At 75.8% G+C, this 19,012-nt stretch carries 16 protein-coding genes; 3 read left to right on the top strand and 13 right to left on the bottom strand.

All coding sequences use genetic code 11. The features are described from left to right. Window positions 1-3: 3 nt before the first annotated feature. Genes H2O74_RS07065 through H2O74_RS07055 form a run of 3 tightly spaced genes read right to left on the bottom strand, consistent with a single transcriptional unit; the run spans window position 4 to window position 5,928 of the window. Window positions 4-3,387 (bottom strand): error-prone DNA polymerase, encoded by a 3,384-nt coding sequence (locus H2O74_RS07065; protein ID WP_182113733.1) that lies wholly within the window; start codon window positions 3,385-3,387, stop codon window positions 4-6. Next, entirely contained in the window at window positions 3,380-5,044 is a 1,665-nt protein-coding gene (locus tag H2O74_RS07060) for a DNA polymerase Y family protein (protein WP_182113732.1), read from the bottom strand. Before H2O74_RS07060 ends, H2O74_RS07065 begins: the two co-directional genes overlap by 8 nt. Then, the gene (locus H2O74_RS07055) at window positions 5,041-5,928 is read right to left on the bottom strand and encodes a hypothetical protein (protein WP_182113731.1); all 888 of its coding nucleotides are present in this window, start codon (window positions 5,926-5,928) and stop codon (window positions 5,041-5,043) included. Before H2O74_RS07055 ends, H2O74_RS07060 begins: the two co-directional genes overlap by 4 nt. Window positions 5,929-6,161: 233 nt before the next feature. On the opposite strand from H2O74_RS07055, the gene H2O74_RS07050 reads away from it, so the two are divergent. Beyond that, the gene (locus H2O74_RS07050) at window positions 6,162-6,692 is read left to right on the top strand and encodes a YbhB/YbcL family Raf kinase inhibitor-like protein (protein ID WP_182113730.1); all 531 of its coding nucleotides are present in this window, start codon (window positions 6,162-6,164) and stop codon (window positions 6,690-6,692) included. A 9-nt stretch (window positions 6,693-6,701) separates the two neighbouring features. Here the strand turns inward: H2O74_RS07050 and H2O74_RS07045 are convergent, their stop codons facing one another. Further along, complete coding sequence (locus tag H2O74_RS07045) at window positions 6,702-7,325, bottom strand: hypothetical protein (protein ID WP_182113729.1); 624 nt, start codon at window positions 7,323-7,325, stop codon at window positions 6,702-6,704. Window positions 7,326-7,450: 125 nt separating this feature from the next. On the opposite strand from H2O74_RS07045, the gene H2O74_RS07040 reads away from it, so the two are divergent. After that, window positions 7,451-8,008 carry a YbaK/EbsC family protein gene (locus H2O74_RS07040; protein ID WP_182113728.1) on the top strand — a complete coding sequence of 186 codons (558 nt, stop codon included), beginning with the start codon at window positions 7,451-7,453 and terminating at the stop codon, window positions 8,006-8,008. An 81-nt stretch (window positions 8,009-8,089) separates the two neighbouring features. Here the strand turns inward: H2O74_RS07040 and H2O74_RS07035 are convergent, their stop codons facing one another. The 8 genes from H2O74_RS07035 to H2O74_RS07000 all read right to left on the bottom strand — a co-directional run bounded on the left by H2O74_RS07035 (window position 8,090) and on the right by H2O74_RS07000 (window position 16,874). Continuing rightward, window positions 8,090-8,923, bottom strand: coding sequence for an RNA methyltransferase (locus tag H2O74_RS07035; RefSeq protein WP_182113727.1), 834 nt, complete (start codon window positions 8,921-8,923; stop codon window positions 8,090-8,092). 37 nt (window positions 8,924-8,960) lie between these two features. Beyond that, complete coding sequence (locus tag H2O74_RS07030; RefSeq protein WP_182113726.1) at window positions 8,961-9,551, bottom strand: TetR/AcrR family transcriptional regulator; 591 nt, start codon at window positions 9,549-9,551, stop codon at window positions 8,961-8,963. Continuing rightward, entirely contained in the window at window positions 9,544-10,428 is an 885-nt protein-coding gene (locus H2O74_RS07025; protein WP_182113725.1) for an alpha/beta fold hydrolase, read from the bottom strand. Before H2O74_RS07025 ends, H2O74_RS07030 begins: the two co-directional genes overlap by 8 nt. Window positions 10,429-10,470: 42 nt before the next feature. Beyond that, a complete protein-coding gene (locus H2O74_RS07020; RefSeq protein WP_220458051.1) occupies window positions 10,471-12,360 on the bottom strand; it encodes an ABC transporter ATP-binding protein in 1,890 nt (629 codons plus the stop codon). A gap of 89 nt (window positions 12,361-12,449) precedes the next feature. Further along, the gene (locus H2O74_RS07015) at window positions 12,450-14,228 is read right to left on the bottom strand and encodes an ABC transporter ATP-binding protein (RefSeq protein WP_255491844.1); all 1,779 of its coding nucleotides are present in this window, start codon (window positions 14,226-14,228) and stop codon (window positions 12,450-12,452) included. A gap of 64 nt (window positions 14,229-14,292) precedes the next feature. Further along, window positions 14,293-15,477, bottom strand: coding sequence for an SPFH domain-containing protein (locus H2O74_RS07010; RefSeq protein ID WP_182113724.1), 1,185 nt, complete (start codon window positions 15,475-15,477; stop codon window positions 14,293-14,295). Next, window positions 15,474-15,953 carry an NfeD family protein gene (locus H2O74_RS07005; protein ID WP_182113723.1) on the bottom strand — a complete coding sequence of 160 codons (480 nt, stop codon included), beginning with the start codon at window positions 15,951-15,953 and terminating at the stop codon, window positions 15,474-15,476. The genes H2O74_RS07010 and H2O74_RS07005 overlap by 4 nt, the downstream gene beginning before the upstream one ends. A gap of 120 nt (window positions 15,954-16,073) precedes the next feature. Beyond that, window positions 16,074-16,874, bottom strand: coding sequence for an ABC transporter ATP-binding protein (locus tag H2O74_RS07000; RefSeq protein ID WP_182113722.1), 801 nt, complete (start codon window positions 16,872-16,874; stop codon window positions 16,074-16,076). Between the two features lie 74 nt (window positions 16,875-16,948). On the opposite strand from H2O74_RS07000, the gene H2O74_RS06995 reads away from it, so the two are divergent. Beyond that, window positions 16,949-17,755 carry a hypothetical protein gene (locus H2O74_RS06995; protein WP_182113721.1) on the top strand — a complete coding sequence of 269 codons (807 nt, stop codon included), beginning with the start codon at window positions 16,949-16,951 and terminating at the stop codon, window positions 17,753-17,755. Here the strand turns inward: H2O74_RS06995 and glgA are convergent. Further along, the gene (gene glgA, locus H2O74_RS06990) at window positions 17,752-18,963 is read right to left on the bottom strand and encodes a glycogen synthase (RefSeq protein ID WP_182113720.1); all 1,212 of its coding nucleotides are present in this window, start codon (window positions 18,961-18,963) and stop codon (window positions 17,752-17,754) included. The two genes, H2O74_RS06995 and glgA, sit on opposite strands and share 4 nt — an antisense overlap. Window positions 18,964-19,012: the final 49 nt, after the last annotated feature.

Raw genomic sequence — 19,012 nt, 5'->3', positions numbered from 1 at the left:
CGGTCACCGGAAGTCGCGGCTCGCCGTCGGTACCCGCAGGGACAGCGGCGCGAGGTGCTCGGCGAGGAGGTTCGTCGCGCCGTCGGCCCGCTCGAGCCGCCCGCGCACGACGAGCGCCGGCGAGCCGCGGGCGATCGTGCGGAACCGGCTCCAGAGCCCGGACGTGCAGATGACGTTGAGCAGGCCGGTCTCGTCCTCGAGCGACAGGAACGTCACGCCGCGTGCCGTGCCCGGCCGCTGCCGGTGCGTCACGACGCCCGCCACGCCGACGCGGCGACCGGGCTCGTGCTCGAACGCCTGCGCGACCGTGATCACCCCCGCCGCGACGAGGCCGTCGCGCACGTGCTGCGTCGGGTAGGAGTCCACGGACATCCCCGTCGCCCACACGTCGGCGACCGCTGTCTCGACGTGCGTCATGCCCGGGAGCGCCGGCGCCTGCACGCCGACGGCGACGCCCGGCAGCGTGTCCGGCCCCTCCTGGGCGAGCGCCCCCGCCGCCCAGAGCGCCTCGCGCCGGCCGACGCCCAGGGACTCCAGCGCCCCGGCCGTCGCGAGCGCCTCGAGCTGGGTGGTGCTGAGCCGGACGCGACGCACCAGGTCCCGCAGCCCCGTGAACGGTCCGTTCGCCGTGCGCTCGGCGACCAGCGTGTCCGCGAGCGCGTCCCCGATCCCCCGGACAGAGCCGAGCCCGAGGCGGATCGCCGGCCCGCGGAGCGCCGCCTCCGTGGGACGCACGACGCCGACCGCCGCCGGACCACTCCCGCCGCGCCCCGCGCGCGGCACCTCCTCGTCCGGGACCTCGGCCGGCGCCTGCCGGTCGGCGTCGGGCAGCCGCTCGAGGTCCGCGAGCGTCTGGGACGCCTGCACGTCCGGCCGCAGCACCGTCACGCCGTGCCGCCGGGCGTCCGCCACGAGGGTCTGCGGCGAGTAGAACCCCATCGGCTGCGCCGCGAGCAGCGCCGCGCAGAAGGCTGCCGGGTGGTGCACCTTGAGCCACGAGCTCGCGTACACGAGGTAGGCGAACGAGTACGCGTGCGACTCGGGGAACCCGAAGTCGGCGAACGCCTTGAGCTTGTCGAAGATCTGCTCCCCCACGTCCGGGGTGATGCCGCGCGCCGCCATGCCGGACATGAGCCGTGAGCGCAGCGCCTCCATCTTCTCGATCGAGCGCTTGGACCCCATCGCGCGCCGCAGCCGGTCCGCCTCGGCCCCGCTGAACCCGGCGACGTCGATCGCCATCTGCATGAGCTGCTCCTGGAACAGCGGCACGCCCTTGGTCTTGGCGAGCGACTTCTCCAGCAGCGGGTGCAGGTAGGTGACCTCCTCGCGGCCCCGCACCCGGTTGATGTACGGGTGCACGGACCCGCCCTGGATGGGGCCGGGCCGGATGAGCGCGACCTCGATGACGATGTCGTAGAAGCACCGCGGCTGCAGCCGCGGGAGCGTCGCCATCTGGGCGCGCGACTCGACCTGGAAGACCCCGACGGTGTCCGCCGCGCACAGCAGGTCGTAGACCGCGGGGTCCTCCTGCGGCAGCGAGTGCAGGCTGAGCTCGACGCCCTCGTGCCGCGCCACCAGGTCGAACGCGATCCGCAGCGCCGAGAGCATGCCGAGGCCCAGCAGGTCGAACTTCACCAGGCCCGCGTCGGCGCAGTCGTCCTTGTCCCACTGGAGCACGGTGCGGCCCGGCATGCGCGCCCACTCCACCGGGCACACCTCGATCACCGGCCGGTCGCACAGCACCATGCCGCCCGAGTGGATGCCCAGGTGCCGGGGCAGGCGCAGGAACCGGTCGGCCAGGTCGAGCACCGGGTCGGGGATCGACCCCTCCTCCTGCGCCGACGGCGGTCGCTGCGCGGGGACGACGTCGTGCCCGTCGGCGGTCACCTCGGGCGCCACCGGGCCCGCCTTCGTCACGTGCCACCACGACGTCGGCCGCTCCGGCCCGCGCAGCGAGCCCCAGCGCTCGATGCTCTTGCTCCACGCGTCCTGCTGCCCGACGTCGTAGCCGAGCGCCCGGGCGGCGTCGCGCACCGCGGACTTGGGCCGGTAGGAGATGACGTTCGCGACCTGGGCCGCGTGCCGGCGGCCGAACCGCTCGTAGACGTGCTGGATGACCTCCTCGCGGCGCATCGACTCGATGTCGACGTCGATGTCCGGCGGCCCGTCGCGCTCGGGGGCGAGGAAGCGCTCGAAGAGCAGCCCGTGCCGGACGGCGTCGACGGCTGTCACGCCCAGCGCGTAGCAGACCGCCGAGTTGGCGGCCGAGCCGCGGCCCTGGCACAGGATCCCGCGCTCGTGGCAGAAGGACACCAGGTCGTGGACGATGAGGAAGTACCCCGGGAAGCCGAGCGTCTCGATGACGTCGAGCTCGTGCGCGATCTGCGCGTAGGCGCCCGGCACCCGCTCCGCGCCGGGCGGCCCGTACCGGTCGAGCGCGCCACGCCGCACGAGCTCGCGCAGCCACGTCGCCTCGGTGTGCCCGGGCGGCACGGGGTACGGCGGCAGGTTCGGCGCGACGAGCGCGAGGTCGAACGCGCACTGCGCCGCCAGCTCGGCGGCGGTGCGCACCGCCTGCGGGTGGCGGCGGTGCCGCGCGGCCATCTCCGCGGCCGAGCGCAGGTGCGCGCCGGGGCCGCCGGGCAACCAGCCGTCGACGTCGTCCAGGCTCGAGCGGGCGCGCACGGCCGCGAGCGCGGCGGCGAGGTCGGCGTCGGCCGGGGTCGCGTGGTGCACGTTCCCGGTGGCGACCAGCGGCAGGCGGGCGCGCGCCGCCAGCTCGGCCAGCGCGTCGCAGCGCTCGGAGTCCCACGGGTCACCCGTGTCCGAGATCTCGACGGCCACGTTGTCCCGGCCGAACAGGGCGGTGAGCCGGTCGAGCTCGACCCGCGCGGCGTCGAGGTCCCAGCGCCCGTCCGGGCCGTGCGGCTCGAGCGCGCTGCGCACGGCGCCCTTGCGGCACCCCGTCAGGACCAGCCACTGCCCGGCCGCGGCCTGGGCCAGCGTCTCGAGCCGGTGGTCGGCCATGCCCTTGGTGCCGGTCGCCAGGTGGGCCTCGGCGATCGCGCTGGACAGCGCGCGGTAGCCGTCGGGTCCGCGCGCGAGCACGAGCAGGTGCGTGGCGCGGGGGTCGGGCGTGCCCGTCGGCTCGTCGAGCACGCCGCCGGGTGCGGGCAGGTGCAGCTCGGAGCCGAAGACCGTGGGCAGCCCGGCGTCGCGCGCGGCCTGGGCGAAGCGCACGACGCCGTACAGCCCGTCGTGGTCCGTCAGCGCGAGGCCCGACAGGCCCAGCCGCGCCGCCTCGTGGACCAGCTCCTCGGGCTGGCTCGCGCCGTCGAGGAAGCTGAAGGCGGAGTGCGCGTGCAGCTCGGCGTAGCGCTCAGTCATACCGGGCCTCCACGGCCCACACGCCGTCGCGCAGCGCGAGCAGCACCGCGTGGCCGTCCGCGAGGGTGGCCTGGAGGTACACCGCGCGGCACGGGTCGGCCCCCCACCAGCGCTGGACCACGGGCCACGGCCCGGCCCAACCGGTCACCGGCGTCTCGCGCTCGGGCAGGTCCCCCTGCGCGGGCCACCACACCACGGCCGGGTCGGCGCTGACCTGCAGCCGCGCGTCGACCTGGACGCGGCGCCCGTCCGCGCCGACCAGCTGGACCACCTGCGGCTCGGTGAGCACGGTCGCCGGCGCGGGCCGGGGCAGGCTGCCCGGCCACGGCGCACCGGTGGGACGCGTCGGCGGCGGCTCCTCGCCCCACGGGACGAGCGCGACCTGGTCCCGCACCTCGCGCCCGCCCTGCAGCGCGGGCGTGAGCACCCTCTCCGCGCCGATCAGGCCCTGGACGCGGTGCAGCGCGCGCTGGGCGCGCAGGTCGGACCCGCTCGGGTTGCCCCAGAGCCTGCCCTGCTCGGCGCCGACGGCGACGACCTCCTCGGCCCGCAGCCCGAGCCGGACCAGCCGCCCGGGCTCGGGGTCGCTCAGCGCCGGGTCGGCGGACGGGCGACGCGTCCCCTGCCGGGTGAGCCAGCCCTCGAGCTGCCAGCGCACGCGGTCGGTCATCCGCGCCACGGACATGCCGCCCAGCGCCGTGTCCGTGCGCCACGTGCGGATCAGCTCGTGGCCGTCCTCCGTCCGGGCCGTGATCTGCAGCCGCCCGCAGCCGGCGCCGCGCGCCTGGAGCTGGGCGTGGAGCTCCTCGGCGAGCCGCCGCGCCGCGAACGCGGCGGCCTCGACCCGCTCGATCGGCGGGTCCATCTCCTGCTCGACGGCGACGTCGGGCTCGAGCCGTCGCAGCGCCGCCGGGCGGTCGTCGCGGCCCGAGGCGACCGCGTGGGCCCAGGCGCCGAGCGCGCCGAACCGGGTCTGCACGTCGGCGGCCGGCAGGCGCGCCAGGTCGGCCAGGGTGCGCAGGCCGAGCCGGCGCAGCAGGTCGACCAGCTCGGGCACGCGCGCGGCCGTCTCCCCCGTCGCGACGTGCAGCAGCTCACCGACGGCGAGCGGGGCCAGGAACCGGGCCGCTCCCCCGGGCGGCACGAGGCGCCCGGCCCGCGCGGCGAGAACCGCCGCCCCGGCGCCGTCGGCCACCCCGACCTGCGCCTCGTAGCCGGTGCGCTCGGCCACCCCGTCGACGAGCCGCTCCGCCAGCACCTCCTCCGACCCGTGGTACCGCCCGGCCCCCTCGGCGGGGAGCAGGAGCAGCCCCGGGCGGGCGACCTCGATGCCCGCGACCACGGCCTCGGCCGCCGTCGCGACGGGCTCGAAGAGCCGGACGTCGCGCCCCGCGTCGGCGGCCAGCAGGGCGATCTCGGGGCAGCACTCCTGTGCGTGGCGGCGCCGCATGCCGCGACGCACGCCCGCACGCCGCGCGGTGGCCGAGACGGCGACGACGCGCCGCCCGTCGTGGACCGCGGCGGGCAGGTGCGCGTCCACGCCCTCGGCGGTCATGGCGGCGAGCACCGGCCAGTCCGGCACCCACACGGCGGCGGTGCGCACGGGCAGGACCGGGCGGGACGCACCGGCCGGCACGAGGACGTCGGTCACGCTCATCCGGCCCTCCGGACGGGCGGGGCGGGGACGGCGTGCACCACGCCCTGGCCGGCAACCTGGGCACCGGCGGGCTCGGCCGCCGGCTCCCACGGGCGGGCACCCGCGGGCAGGCTGACCTGCGCGCGCACGGGGCGGGCCGCGCTGCCGCGGCCCTGCCGCTCGACGACGAGCTGCCGCGAGCGCAACCGGCCGTGACCGTGCCCGAGGCCCTCCCACGCGGCGGTACGGGCGGTGAGGACCACGTGCGCACCCGGCCACGGCGTCGTCGGCAGCAGCACCGCCGAGCGCTCGCGCGCGCGGGCGGTGAGCCGGCGGCGGTCGCCGTCGGACAGGGCGGTCTGCGGGCCGACCACGACGACGTCGACGCCGTCCAGCAGCGCTGCCACGACCGTGGGCCCGTCAGCGCCCGGGTCGGGGACCAGGACGACGCGGTCCAGCGCGACCCCGAGCTCGTGGGCAGCCAGCACGCCCATGCCGGGCAGGCCCACGACGGCGACCCAGCCGCCGGCGCGCGAGGCCTCGGCGACGAGCCCGAGCACGAGCGACGTCGACCCCGTGACCACCACGGTGCTCCCCCGCCCCAGGGCGCCCAGCGGGAGCAGCGGCGCCAGCTCGGGACGGACCGGCAGCAGTCGCTCGGCCGCCTCGGAGTCGTCGTCGGCGGGCTCGGGCGCGTGGCCCGGGACGGTGAGGGGCGCGTCCGGGGACGCGGCGGCCACGAGCGTCTCGGCGGGCCGCGGTCCCCGGACGGGCCGGACCCAGCCCCGCGCCCCGGTGCGCTCCTCGGCGCGGGCCAGGGCGGCGCGGGCCAGGGCGGCGCGCGAGAGCCCGACCCCCTCCGCGGGCGCCACGGGAGGGCCAGATCGCTCGACGACCGCGGTCATGGGCACCTCCTCCTCGCTGCACGACGTTCGAACGCACGTTCGAACTATCAGTACACGCCGCCACCCCGGAGGTGTCAATCGGCCCGCGCGTCGCCCCGGCGCGTCGCCACCGAGCCCGTGCGGGTGCGCCCGGACGGGGCGGCGACGCTCACCCGGGACGGCCGCACCGCCGCGCTCGCCGTGCGCCGCGCGCCGTGATCGCGATGATGGAGGTGCCGACCCCTGGAGGAACCGTGGACCTCGCCCGACCGACCGCACCGGACCCGTACTCGCTGCTCCCCGAGGCCCCGGACCTCGCCGTGACCAGCGACGACGTCGTCGACGGCGCACCGCTGCCCGAGCGCTTCACCGCCGCCGGCGGGAGCACGTCCCCGCACCTGGCCTGGCAGGGCGCGCCGGACGGGACGCGCAGCTTCGTCGTCTCGTGCTTCGACCCGGACGCCCCCACGCCCGCCGGCTTCTGGCACTGGACCGTGTGGGACTTGCCCGCGAGCACGTCCAGCCTCCCCACCGGCGCCGGTGCGCCCGACGGCGCCGCGCTGCCCGCGGGCGCCCGGCAGGCGCGGAACGACGGCGGCGGCGTCGGCTACACGGGCGCCGCTCCGCCGGCCGGCGACCGCCCCCACCGCTACGTGTTCGCGGTGCACGCGCTCGACGTCGACTCCCTCGAGCTCGACGACGACGCGACCCCCACCAAGGTCGCCTTCACGGCGCTGTTCCACACGCTCGCGCGCGGCACGATCACGCCGACGTTCCAGGCCTGACGACGCCGGTCAGCGCGCGGTGAGCAGGAGCCGCTCCCGGCACGCCCGGTAGGCCGAGAAGCCCTCGCCGGCGACGGCGAGGAACGCGACGCCGCCGGCGATCGTCTCGACGAGACCGCCCGTGAGCTCGACGCCGATGCTGGGGTCGGTCAGCTCTGTCTCGCCGCCGCCTGTCATCACGACCGTGGCGACCACCAGGATCGAGACGACCAGCAGCCACGCGAGCGAGACGACGCGCGTCCTGGACGTGGCCTCGTCGAACGCGACGTCCCCGACGCCGCGCCGCACGAGGTCCGTCGCCATGAGCGTGCCGGCCAGCGCCGCCACCCAGCCCAGCGCGACGGCGAGCTGGGACGCCGGCGGGACGTCCTCGCCCGTGAGGGCGAGCACGAGGGCGATGCTGCTCAGCAGCACGGCGCACCAGTACGCCACGAGCCACCGGACCCGGTAGGCGGTCGCGCGCCCGACGGCCGGTGCCGGCCCGGCCCCGCCGCCCGCCGGCTCGTCCGGCCAGAAGTCCCAGTCCGGCGGAGCCGGGCCCCACGCGGGGTCCGGGGTCCAGCCCGGCCCGGGACGCCACCCGTCGGGCGGGGTCGGCCACCCCGCCGGCACCGTGAACCGCGAACCCGCCATGGTCGCCCCCTGTGACGCCCGGCACCACCGCGCCACGGCGGCGCGCTCCCATGCTGGCCGCGCCCTCGCCGGGGCGTCAACGGGCGCGCGTGCACCCCGCCGGCGGCACGGGTCAGGATGGCACCATGCCGATCGCCGCCCTGGACTGGACGCCAGCCCTCGACCGACCCGACCTCCTCGCTCCCGGCACCACGGCCGCCCTGACGCGGTGGGCCGACGCCGACCCGGCCGTCGCCGCAGCGGTCCGGGTCGCCGAGATCGACCCCGACCTCGCCGACACCGTCGCGCTCACCGCCGCCTACGGGCTGCCCCTCGACGCGTCGGCGAACTGCGTGCTGGTCGCGGGCCGGCGCGCGGGCGAGGAGCGCGTCGCGGCCGCCGTCGTGCTCGCGAGCACCCGCGCCGACGTGAACAACGCGGTCAAGCGCCTGCTCGACGTCCGCAAGGCGTCGTTCATGGCGATGGACCGCGCCGTCGAGGAGTCCGGCATGGAGTACGGCGGCATCACGCCCATCGGCCTGCCGCAGGCCTGGCGCGTGCTGGTCGACGCGCGGGTCCGCGACGCGGGCGACGTCGTCGTAGGCAGCGGCCTGCGCCGCTCGAAGCTCACGCTCCCGGGCGCGCTCCTGGGCACGATGCCGGCCGTCGAGGTGGTGCAGGACCTGGGACTCGACGCCGCCTAGCCCCGGTGGCCGCCGTCGCACTCTCGCATCGAGGACGCACATACGCATGGACGTCCTCGGTGCAGATGTGCGTCTCGGACCTCAGCGCAGCGCCCAGAACGCGACGGCCGACGCCGCCGCGACGTTGAGCGAGTCGACGTCGCCGGCCATGGGGATGCGGACGACGACGTCCGCCGCCGACACCGCGGCGCGCGAGAGGCCGTCGCCCTCGGTGCCCAGCACCATCGCGAGCCGGTCCGGCGGCTCGGCCGCGAGCGCGTCGAGGGTCACGGCGTCCTCCGCGAGCGCGAGGGCCGCCACCGTGAACCCGTCGGCGCGCAGGTCGTCCAGGCCGCCCGGCCACGACTCGAGGCGCGTCCAGGGGACCTGGAAGACGGTCCCCATCGAGACGCGCACGCTGCGCCGGTACAGCGGGTCCGCGCAGCGCGGCGAGACGAGGACGGCGTCGACGCCGAGGCCCGCCGCACTGCGGAAGATCGCGCCGACGTTGGTGTGGTCGACGATGTCCTCGAGCACCGCGACACGCCGCGCGCCCGCCCCGCCGCGGGCGCCCGCGAGCAGCGCGTGGACGCTCGCCAGCGGCGGCCGGTGCATGGCCGCGAGCGCACCGCGGTGCAGGTGGAACCCGGTGATGCCCTCGAGCACGTCCGGCTCGGCGACGTAGACCGGCACGTCGCCACCCTCGCCCGCGCCGGCCTCCTCGAGCAGCGGCGCGAGGTCCGGCAGCCACCTGTCCGCCATGAGGAACGAGCGCGGCCGGTGACCCGCGGCGACGGCCCGCCGGATCACGGTCGAGCTCTCCGCGATGTACAGGCCCTTGGCGGGCTCGTGCTTGGCACGCAGGGCGACGTCGGTCAGGCGCGTGTAGTCCGCCAGCCGCTCGTCGTGGGGGTCGGTCACACGCAGGACGGGCACGGGTCACATCCTCCCAGGGAACGCGCGGCCGCGGTCCTCATCCCTCGCCGGCGATGGCGTCCAGGCCCGCGAGCATCATCCGCACGTGCGTCGCGAAGCTCGCGTCGAGGTCGTCGGGCAGCCGGAAGCCGCCGGCGAGCTCCAGCGTGACGAAGCCGTGGATGCTCGCACGCACCGAGCGGATCGCGTCGACGGTGCGCTCCTCGGGGAGCCCGTAGCCGCGCAGCACGGCCGCGATGGTGGCGACGAGGCGCTCCGCCGCCGCCCGCAGCGCGGCGTCGGCCGGCTCCTGCGGGTCGGGCGCCGCCTGCACCGCGGCCCAGCGGCCGGGCCGGGTGAGCGCGTAGTGGCGCATGGCGTGGGCCAGCGCGACGACGGCGTCGGGACCCGCGCGACCCACCGTCGCGGCGGCCACCGCCTGCGCGAGGTCCTCGACCGCGACGACGCAGACCTCGCGCCGCAGGGCGCCGAGCGAGCCGACGTGCTTGTAGAGGCTCGGCGTCGCGACCCCGGCCTGCGCCGCCACCTTCGCGAGCGACAGCTCGGCGAAGCCCTCGGGACCACCGCCGTCGACGAGCTCGAGCGCGATCCGCACGACGGCCTCGGTCGAGAGCCCGGCCCTAGCCACGCGCGCCGCCCGCCGCTCCGACCACGGGCGGGAGCGCCGCCAGGTGGTCGAGCACCGCGGCTACGACCTCGTCGGGCGCCTCGAGCTGGGGGTAGTGGCCCACGCCGGGCAGGAGGAGCACCGTGGCGCCGAGCGCCTCGCCGGCCCACGCCGCCTCGGCCGCCGGGTCGGCGTAGTCGGGGTCGAGCGCGCCGAAGACCGCGAGCGCCGGCGCCCGGACCCGGGCGACGCGCGGCTCCACGACGCGGTGGTCCAGCTGGAGGCAGAGGTCCCGGAACGACCGCAGCCGCGCCGGGTCGCGCAGGCTCGCGCGCAGCGCCGCCCGGTGCTCGGCCAGGCGCGGGATCGGGCGCTTCCTCGTCAGGGTGCCGTAGATCGCGCTCCACGCCGCCGCGCCCCACGGGCGCGCCAGCAGCACGCGGTACCCGAGCCGCATGAGGCGCTGCCGCGCCGGTGACGCGGGCTCGCGCAGGAAGCCGTCGAGCAGCACGAGGCCGCGGACGAGCTCGGGGCGGTCGGCCGCGACGACGACGGCGGCGGACGCGCCCATCGAGCTCCCGAGCAGCACGGCGGGTCCGGCCCCGAGGTGCTCGACCAGCGCGGCGAGGTCCGAGGCCGTCGCCTCGTCGCCGTGTTCGGTGAAGGTCGTGTCGCTGTCGCCGTGGCCGCGCACGTCGGACACCACGACGCGGTAGCCGGCGGCGACGAGCCGCGGGGCGACGTCGTCGTAGGTGGCGCGCAGGTCGCCGATCCCGGGGACCGCCACGACGAGCGGGCCCTGACCGGTGTCGGTGTAGGTGACCCGGCCCTCGGGGCGCGTCAGGTGGTGGACGGGAGCTGCGGGGACACCCGAGGGGGACGCTTGGCTACTGGTCATAGTGCTGAGGCTAACTCCATTAGCCAGGCCATGCCAACGGCGTCACTCCACGGGTGCGGCCGCCGCGGTGAACTGGCTCGCGTACAGGCGCGCGTACTCGCCACCGGCGTGGAGCAGCTCGTCGTGGGTGCCCTGCTCGACGATCGCCCCGTCGGCCATGACGAGGATCAGGTCGGCGTCCCGGATGGTCGAGAGCCGGTGCGCGATGACGAACGACGTCCGTCCCGTGCGGAGCCGCGCCATCGCGTGCTGGACCAGCACCTCCGTGCGGGTGTCCACCGACGACGTCGCCTCGTCGAGCACGAGGATGGCCGGGTCGGCGAGGAACGCCCGGGCGATGGTCAGGAGCTGCTTCTCCCCCGCGCTGACGTTGCTGCCCTCGTCGTCGATCACCGTGTCGTAGCCGTGCGGCAGCGTCCGCACGAAGCGGTCGACGTAGGCGACCTCGGCCGCGGCGACGACCTCCTCGTGCGTGGCGCCGACCCGGCCGTAGGCGATGTTCTCCTCGATGGTGCCGCCGAAGAGCCAGGTGTCCTGGAGCACCATGCCGATCTGGGCGCGGAGCACCTCGCGGTCCATCGCGGCGATGTCCACGCCGTCGAGCGTGATGCGGCCGCCGTCGAGCTCGTAGAACCGCAGGAGCAGGTTGACCAGGGTGGTCTTCCCGGCCCCCGTCGGGCCCACGATGGCGATGGTCCTGCCCGGCTCCGCGACCAGGTCCAGGCCGTGGATGAGCGGCTGGTCCGGGTTGTAGGAGAAGGAGACGTCCTCGAAGACGACGCGCCCCCGGACCGGGTCGGGACGCGGCGCGTCGGCCGGCTCGGGCGACTGCTCCGGTCCGTCCAGCACCTCGAACACGCGCTCGGCCGACGCGACCCCGGACTGCAGCAGGTTCATCATCGCCGCGACCTGCGTGATCGGCTGCGTGAACTGGCGCGAGTACTGGATGAACGCCTGCACCTCGCCGAGCGTGAGCGTCCCGGACGCCACCCGCAGGCCCCCGACGACGGCGATCGCGACGTAGGACAGGTTCGAGACGAACATCATCGCGGGCTGGATGATGCCGGAGATGAACTGCGCCCGGAAGCTCGCGTCGTACAGCGCGGCGTTCTGCTCGTGGAAGGCCTCGGACGCCCGCTGCTGCCGGCCGAACACCTTGACCAGCGCGTGACCGGTGTACATCTCCTCGACGTGGGCGTTGAGCGTTCCGGTGCGAGCCCACTGCGCGACGAACTGCGGCCGCGACCGCTTCGCGATGGTCGCCGTGACGAGCGCCGCGACGGGCACCGTGACCAACGCGATGAGCGCCAGGACCGGCGAGATCCAGAACATCATCACGAGCACGCCGACGATCGTCAGCAGCGCGGTGATGAGCTGGCTCAGCGTCTGCTGCAGCGTCATCGCGAGGTTGTCGATGTCGTTGGTGACGCGCGAGAGCAGGTCGCCGCGCGGCTGCCGGTCCAGGTGCGCGAGCGGGAGCCGGCCGAGCTTGGCCTCGACCGCCTCACGCATCCGGAACACGACCCGCTGGACCACGCCCGTGGTGAGCAGCCCCTGGAGGTACCCGAAGAGCCAGGCCCCGAGGTAGAGCGCGAGCACCACGAGCAGCACCTGGCCCAGCGCGCCCAGGTCCACGCCCCGGCCGGGCACGACGTCGCTGCCCGCGACGACGTCGGCGAGCCGCTCCTGGCCGCTCGCGCGGAGCTGCTCGACGGCCTCCTGCTGCGTCAGGCCCGCGGGCAGCGACTGGCCGAGGAAGCCGGCGAAGACGATGTCCGTCGCGCGCCCGAGGAGGCGCGGCCCCAGGACGCCCAGGGCGACGCTGACCAGCGTCAGACCCAGGACCGCCAGGAGCACCGCGCGCTCGGGCCGCAGCACGCCGAGCATGCGCCGCGCCGAGCCGCGGAAGTCGCTCGCCTTGGCGGTGGGCATGCCCACCGCCATCCCCATCGGCCCGTGCGGGCGCTGCGGCGGGCGCGGGGCCGGCGCCTCCTGCGTCCGCGCGTCGTCCTCGCGCGTGCTCACGCCGCCTCCTGCGCGCTCAGCTGGGACAGGACGATCTCGCGGTAGGTCTCGTTCGCCGCCATGAGCTCGTCGTGGGTCCCCGCACCCACGACGGCACCGGCATCCAGCACGACGATGCGGTCGGCCGTCCGGATGGTGCTCACGCGCTGCGCGACCACGATGACGGTGGCGTCGCGCGTCTCGGGCGCCAGCGCCCGCCGCAGGGCGGCGTCGGTGGCGAAGTCCAGAGCCGAGAAGGAGTCGTCGAACAGGTAGACGGCGGGCCGGCGCACGAGCGCCCGGGCGATCGCCAGCCGCTGCCGCTGCCCGCCCGAGACGTTCGTCCCGCCCTGCGTGACGGGCGTGTCGAGCCCGCCCAGCGCCCGCACGAACTCGGCGGCCTGCGCGACCTCGAGCGCGTGCCACAGCTCGTCGTCGGTCGCGTCGTCCTTGCCGTACCGCAGGTTCGAGGCGACCGTGCCGGCGAAGAGGTACGGCTTCTGGGGCACGACCGCCATGGCGCTCCAGAGCGTCTGCAGGGCCAGGTCACGCACGTCCACCCCGCCGACGAGCACGGCTCCGGCGGTGACGTCCGACAGGCGCGGGATCATCTCCAGCAGGGTCGTCTTGCCCGAGCCGGTCGAGCCGATGATCGCCGTCGTCCGCCCCGGCTCGGCCAGCAGGCTCACGTCGCGCAGCACGGGCTCGTCGGCGCCCGGGTACCGGAAACCGACGTCGCGCAGCTCGACGGTGAGGCGCGCGGGCAGGGTCGTGACCGGCTCGGTCGGCACGGCGACGCTCGTGGCCGTGCGCAGGACCTCCTGGACCCGGTCCGACGACACCTCGGCGCGAGGCACGATCATGAACATCATCACGGCCATCATCACGGCCATGAGGATCTGCATCATGTAGCTGAGGAAGGCCGTCAGCGAGCCCACCTCCATGGACCCCTCGGCGATGCGCTGCCCGCCGAACCAGAGGATCGCGACACCGGCGGCGTTGGTCACCAGCATCACGGTGGGGAACAGCAGGGCCATGACGCGCCCGACGCCGATCGCGACGCCCATGAGCTCGCGGTTCGCGACGTCGAAGCGCTCGCGCTCGTGGGCGTCGCGGACGAACGCCCGGATGACGCGCACCCCACCGATCTGCTCCCGCAGGATCCGGTTGATGCCGTCGATCCGCGCCTGCATGGTCCGGAACAGCGGCCGCATCCGCGAGACGCCGAGCCCGAGCACGAGGAGCAGCACCGGGACGACGACCACGAGCAGGCCGGAGAGCTCGACGTCCTCGCGCAGGGCCATGACGACCCCGCCGACGACCATCACCGGCGCCGCGATGATGACGGTCAGGCTCATCACCACGACCATCTGGATCTGCTGCACGTCGTTCGTCGTACGCGTCAGCAGCGACGCCGCGCCGAACTGCCCGACCTCGCGCGCCGAGAAGGTCTGCACGTGGTCGAAGACGGCGGCGCGCACGTCGCGGCCGAGCGCGGTCGCGACCTGGGCGCCCACGTAGACGGCGCCGATCGCGCACGCCACCTGCACGAGCGTGACGGCCAGCATCACCGCACCCAGGCGCAGGATCGTGCCCGTGTCCCCCCGCGCGACGCCGTCGTCGATGATGTCGGCGTTGAGGCTGGGCAGGTACAGGTTGGCGATCGCCTGGACGAGCTGGAGCAGCACCACCACGACCAGCGACGCGCGGTACGGGACGAGGCGCTCGCCCAGGAGCGAGACCAGAGCACTGCCCCCGCGACGGCGCGGCTCGGTGCGCGGCTCGGTGGAGGTCACCTCGCGAACCTAGCCCCGGCCCCCGACACGGGCACGCGTGTTTTCCCAGGGCGTAGCGGACGGGTCAGCTGCGGTACGGCGGTGGGGCGATGCCGCCCTGCCCCGCGCCGCCGTCGGCGTCGGCGTCGGGATCCTGGAGCGGCGCCGGTGCGCCCTCGCCCTGGCCGGCCTCCCGGGACCGGTCGACGGGCCGCCCGCTGAGGGTGCCCGCGCTCGTCGCGTCCTGGGTCGCGGCCGCCGACTGGCGCCGCGCCTCCGCGAGCGCCTCGGCCGGCTCGGTGAGGGCCGACGGCGGCAGGTCGTCACCGAGCGGCGACGTGCCTGCGGGCCGTCCGGAGTCCGCGGCCAGCTCGCTGCCGGTGGCCGCACCGAAGCCCTTCCCGATGGCGTTGAGCGCCGCGGTGAACTCGGTCGGGATGAACCACATCTTGTTCGACTGCGAGCGCGCGACCTCGGGCAGCATCTGCAGGTACTGGTAGGCGAGCAGCTTCGGGTCCGCGTCGCCGCGGTGGATCGCGTCGAACACCTGCAGGATCGCGCGCGACTCGCCCTCGGCGTTGAGGATCGCCGCCTGCGCGGAGCCCTCGGCGCGCAGGATCGCGGCCTGCTTCTCGCCCTCGGCGGTGAGGATCTGGGACTGCTTGACGCCCTCCGCGGTGAGGATCGCCGCGCGACGGTCGCGCTCGGCGCGCATCTGCTGCTCCATCGAGCCCTGGATCGACTGCGGCGGGTCGATGGACTTGAGCTCGACGCGGTTGACGCGCACGCCCCAGCGCCCGGTGGCCTCGTCGAGCACGCCGCGCAGCTGGCCGTTGATCTGGTCGCGGCTGGTGAGCGTCTGCTCCAGGTCCATCGAGCCGACGACGTTGCGCAGGGTCGTGACGGTCAGCTGCTCGATGCCCTGGATGTAGTTGGCGATCTCGTAGACCGCCGAGCGCGGCTCGGTCACCTGGAAGTAGATGACGGTGTCGATGCTCACCACGAGGTTGTCCGAGGTGATCACAGGCTGCGGCGGGAAGGAGACGACCTGCTCGCGCAGGTCCACGGCGGCGCGCACCCGGTCGACGAACGGGATGAGCAGGTGCAGCCCCGCGTCGAGCGTGCGCGAGTACCGGCCGAGCCGCTCGACGATGAGCGCGACCGCCTGCGGCACGATCCGCACGGAGCGGACCAGCGCGATGACCACGAACAGGACGAGCAGGCCGAGCAGCACGTACCCGGCGATGGTGAGCGGGCTGGTCTCGGTCACGAGGTCTCCTCCGTCGGGCGTGGCAGGGGCGAGGCACTGGCGTGCGGATCGGTGGAGGGCCCGACGACGGCCGTCGCGCCGTCGATGCGCTGCACCACGACGGTCTCGCCGGGCGCCAGCAGGCGCGCGCCGTCCGTGCGGGCGCTCCACACCTCGCCCGCGAGCTTGACGCGCCCGGCTCGGTCCGAGACCTCGGCGACCACGAACGCGGGCCGGCCGACCAGCGCGTGCACGTTGGTCTCCACGAGCGGCACGCGCTGGCGCAGGTGGCGCAGCAGCCACGGCCGCAGCGCGAGGAGCAGCAGCCCGGACGCGACCGCGAACCCGACGATCTGCACCCACACGGGGAAGCCCATGACGGCCAGCAACGCGGCGACGGCGGCGCCGCCGGCGAACATCACCAGGACGAGGTCGAGCGAGAGCATCTCGATGACGGCGAGCAGCAGCGCCGCTCCGAGCCACCACACCCAGCCCATCGGACCTCCTCAGCCGTGGTCACCATCCTACTCGCCGGATGGTGCTGCCGAGGCCAGGACTTTGCCCGGTCTTGAACCGGCGCTCACCGGTCCTGACCGTCCCGCCCGGTCCGGCCCGGGTCAGCGGGCGCGCGCGCTCCAGCGGGCGCCGCGGCGGCCGCCGTCGGCGTGCCGCTCGACCTGGAGGTCGACGTCGAAGGTGGACGAGAGCCGCTCGGCCGTGAGCACCTCGTCGAGCGGACCGGCGGCGTGCACCCCGCCGTCCTTGAGCAGCAGCCCGTGCGTGAAGCCCTCGGGGATCTCCTCGACGTGGTGCGTGACCAGGACCAGGACGGGAGAGCGGTGGTCGCCCGCGAGCTCCGCCAGCGCGCCGACCAGCTCCTCGCGCCCGCCGAGGTCGAGCCCCGCGGCCGGCTCGTCGAGCAGCAGCAGCTCGGGGTCGGTCATGAGGGCGCGCGCGATCTGCGTCCGCTTGCGCTCGCCCTCGCTGAGCGTCCCGAAGGTGCGGTCGGCGAGGTCGCCGACGCCGAACACGTCGAGCAGCACGCGCGCGCGCTCGTGGTCGAGCGCCTCGTACTGCTCGCGCCAGCGCCCGGTCATCCCGTAGGCGGCCGTGAGGACGACGTCGAGCACCTTCTCCGAGCCGGGGATGCGGTCCGCGAGCGCGGCCGAGGCCACGCCGATCCGCGGCCGGAGCTCGAACACGTCGACGGCCCCGAGCCGCTCGCCCAGGACGTGGGCGGTGCCGCTCGTGGGGTGCATGCGCCCGGCGGCGACCTGCAGCAGCGTGGTCTTGCCGGCGCCGTTGCGGCCGAGCACGACCCAGCGCTCGCCGTCGCGGACGGTCCAGGAGACCCGGTCGAGGATCGTCTTGGGGCCCCGCCGGATGGTCACGTCCTGGAGGTCGAGCACCGCTGTCATGGTGCCCGACCCTACCTGCGCCGGTGCGCCCCGGGGCACCGCACCACGCGCGTCGGCGCGGCACACTGGAGCGCGTGAACCCCGCGCTCGAGCTCCCCCGGTCCGTCCTCCTGGCCCTGTGGCTGCAGGGTGTCGGCGCCGGCGCCGACCCGCTGCGGCGCGCCGTCGCCGCGGTCGAGGGCGACGACGAGCCGCACGTCGTCACGGGCGCCGGGACGACCGTCGTGCCCGGCGTGCCCGACGGCGGGACGCTCGCCGAGCTGCTCTCCGCATGGGCCGCCGGCCCCCGGGCGGCGGCCGCCCTGCTGCCCGTCCCCGGCGACGTCACAGGGCTGCCGCCCGAGGTCGCCGCCGAGGCCGTCGAGGCGGGCGAGTGCGTCCTGGCGCACGCGCAGGGGCGGGCCTGGGCCGCGGTCCCGGAGATCATCGCGTTCGGCTCGGTGCACGACACGGGCCACCTCGTCTCGTGGCGCGTGCACGAGGTGCCCGACTGGCGCCCCCGGCTGCCCGGGATCGTGGGGACGCTGAGCGAGGCGGAGCGGAGCCTGCGGGAGTGCCTGCGCGACGCGACCGAGGCGCTGGCCCAGCTCGACGTCGCGCGCTGGCGCGAGGACGCGGCGGACACGATCGCGGCCCTGCGCTCCGACGCGGACCCGGGCTGGCCGCTGCCCGACCGCCTCGCCGGACGCGCGGTGCGGGTCCTGGCGACCGCGGTCCGGCTGCGCACCGTCGTCGACCTGGCGACGGTGGACGACGGCGGCGCCGTCAACCTCTGGCAGGCCGACCAGCGGTCGGCCGCGCTGCGCCACGTGGACCACGCGGCCCGGCGGGCGGTCGCCGCGGCGACCGCCCAGGCGGCCGGCCCGCCGATCGCGGTCTAGGACCCCGCGAGGACCGACCGGTAGACCTCGATCGTCCGCTCGGCGATCGCGCCCCACGCGAAGTTGTCCTCCACGCGTCGTCGGGCCGCGCGGCCCATCTCGGCCGCGCGGGCCGGGTCGGTGGCGAGCGCGGTGAGGGCGGCGGCGAGGTCGGCGACGAACCGATCCGGGTCCACGGGCGTGCCCGTGCCGTCCTGGACCTGCTCGATCGGCACCAGCAGGCCGGTGACGCCGTCGTCGACGACCTCGGGGATGCCGCCCGTGGCCGTGCCGACCACGGGCAGGCCGCACGCCATCGCCTCGAGGTTGACGATGCCCAGCGGCTCGTACACCGACGGGCACGCGAACACGGTCCCGGCGCTGAGCACCGCCACGAGGTCCTCGCGCGGGAGCATCTGCTCGATCCACACCACGCCGTCGCGCTGCTGGCGCAGGTCGGACACCAGGCCTGCGACCTCGGCGGCGATCTCCGGCGTGTCCGGCGCACCCGCGCAGAGGACCAGCTGCACCTGCGGCGGCAGCGCCTCCGCGGCGCGCAGCAGGTAGGGCAGGCCCTTCTGCCGCGTGATGCGGCCGACGAACACGACCGCCGGTCGCTCCGGGTCGATGCCGAGCCCGCGCACGACCGTGTCGGCACGCGCCAGGGCCTCCTCCGTCTCCGGGCGCCGCCAGCCGGCGAGGTCGATGCCGTTGTGCACCACGTGCACCTTGGCGGGGTCGACCTGGGGGTAGCAGCGCAGGATGTCGGCGCGCATGCCGGCGCTCACGGCGATGACCGCCGCGGCGCCCTCGTAGGCCGTCCGCTCCGCCCATCCGGACAGCGCGTACCCGCCGCCGAGCTGCTCGGCCTTCCAGGGCCGCAGCGGCTCGAGGCTGTGCGCGCTCACGACGTGCGGGATGCCGTGGAGCAGCCCCGCGAGGTGACCGCCGAGGTTGGCGTACCAGGTGTGGGAGTGCACGACGTCGGCGCCCTCGACGTCCCCGGCCATGAGCAGGTCCACGCCGAAGGTGCGCAGGGCGGCGTTGTGCTCGGCCAGACCGGCGGGCACGTCGTAGCCGTCCACCCCCGCCTCCGCGCGGGCGCCGTCGAAGCACCGCACCCTCACGTCGAGGTGGCGCCGGAGCACCGCACTGAGCTCCGCCACGTGCACGCCGGCTCCGCCGTACACGTGCGGGGGGTACTCCCTGGTCAGCAGGTCGACGCGCACGACGACACGCTAGCGCGCCACGCACCCGATCGTCTGGCCGACGGGCCCG

The sequence above is a fragment of the Actinotalea sp. JY-7876 genome (assembly GCF_014042015.1).
Lineage (GTDB): Bacteria > Actinomycetota > Actinomycetes > Actinomycetales > Cellulomonadaceae > Actinotalea.
The sequence above is the reverse complement of the archived record's forward strand: the minus strand, read 5'-3'. Positions and strand labels throughout refer to the sequence as shown.

Coding starts and splice junctions, on each gene's coding strand:
- H2O74_RS07045 (WP_182113729.1), bottom strand. CDS start 7,325: ATGGCGGGTTCGCGGTTCACGGTGCCGGCGGGGTGGCCGACCCCGCCC.
- H2O74_RS07040 (WP_182113728.1), top strand. CDS start 7,451: ATGCCGATCGCCGCCCTGGACTGGACGCCAGCCCTCGACCGACCCGAC.
- H2O74_RS07025 (WP_182113725.1), bottom strand. CDS start 10,428: ATGACCAGTAGCCAAGCGTCCCCCTCGGGTGTCCCCGCAGCTCCCGTC.
- H2O74_RS07060 (WP_182113732.1), bottom strand. CDS start 5,044: ATGAGCGTGACCGACGTCCTCGTGCCGGCCGGTGCGTCCCGCCCGGTC.
- H2O74_RS07005 (WP_182113723.1), bottom strand. CDS start 15,953: ATGGGCTGGGTGTGGTGGCTCGGAGCGGCGCTGCTGCTCGCCGTCATC.
- H2O74_RS07000 (WP_182113722.1), bottom strand. CDS start 16,874: ATGACAGCGGTGCTCGACCTCCAGGACGTGACCATCCGGCGGGGCCCC.
- H2O74_RS07020 (WP_220458051.1), bottom strand. CDS start 12,360: ATGCCCACCGCCAAGGCGAGCGACTTCCGCGGCTCGGCGCGGCGCATG.
- H2O74_RS07055 (WP_182113731.1), bottom strand. CDS start 5,928: ATGACCGCGGTCGTCGAGCGATCTGGCCCTCCCGTGGCGCCCGCGGAG.
- H2O74_RS07065 (WP_182113733.1), bottom strand. CDS start 3,387: ATGACTGAGCGCTACGCCGAGCTGCACGCGCACTCCGCCTTCAGCTTC.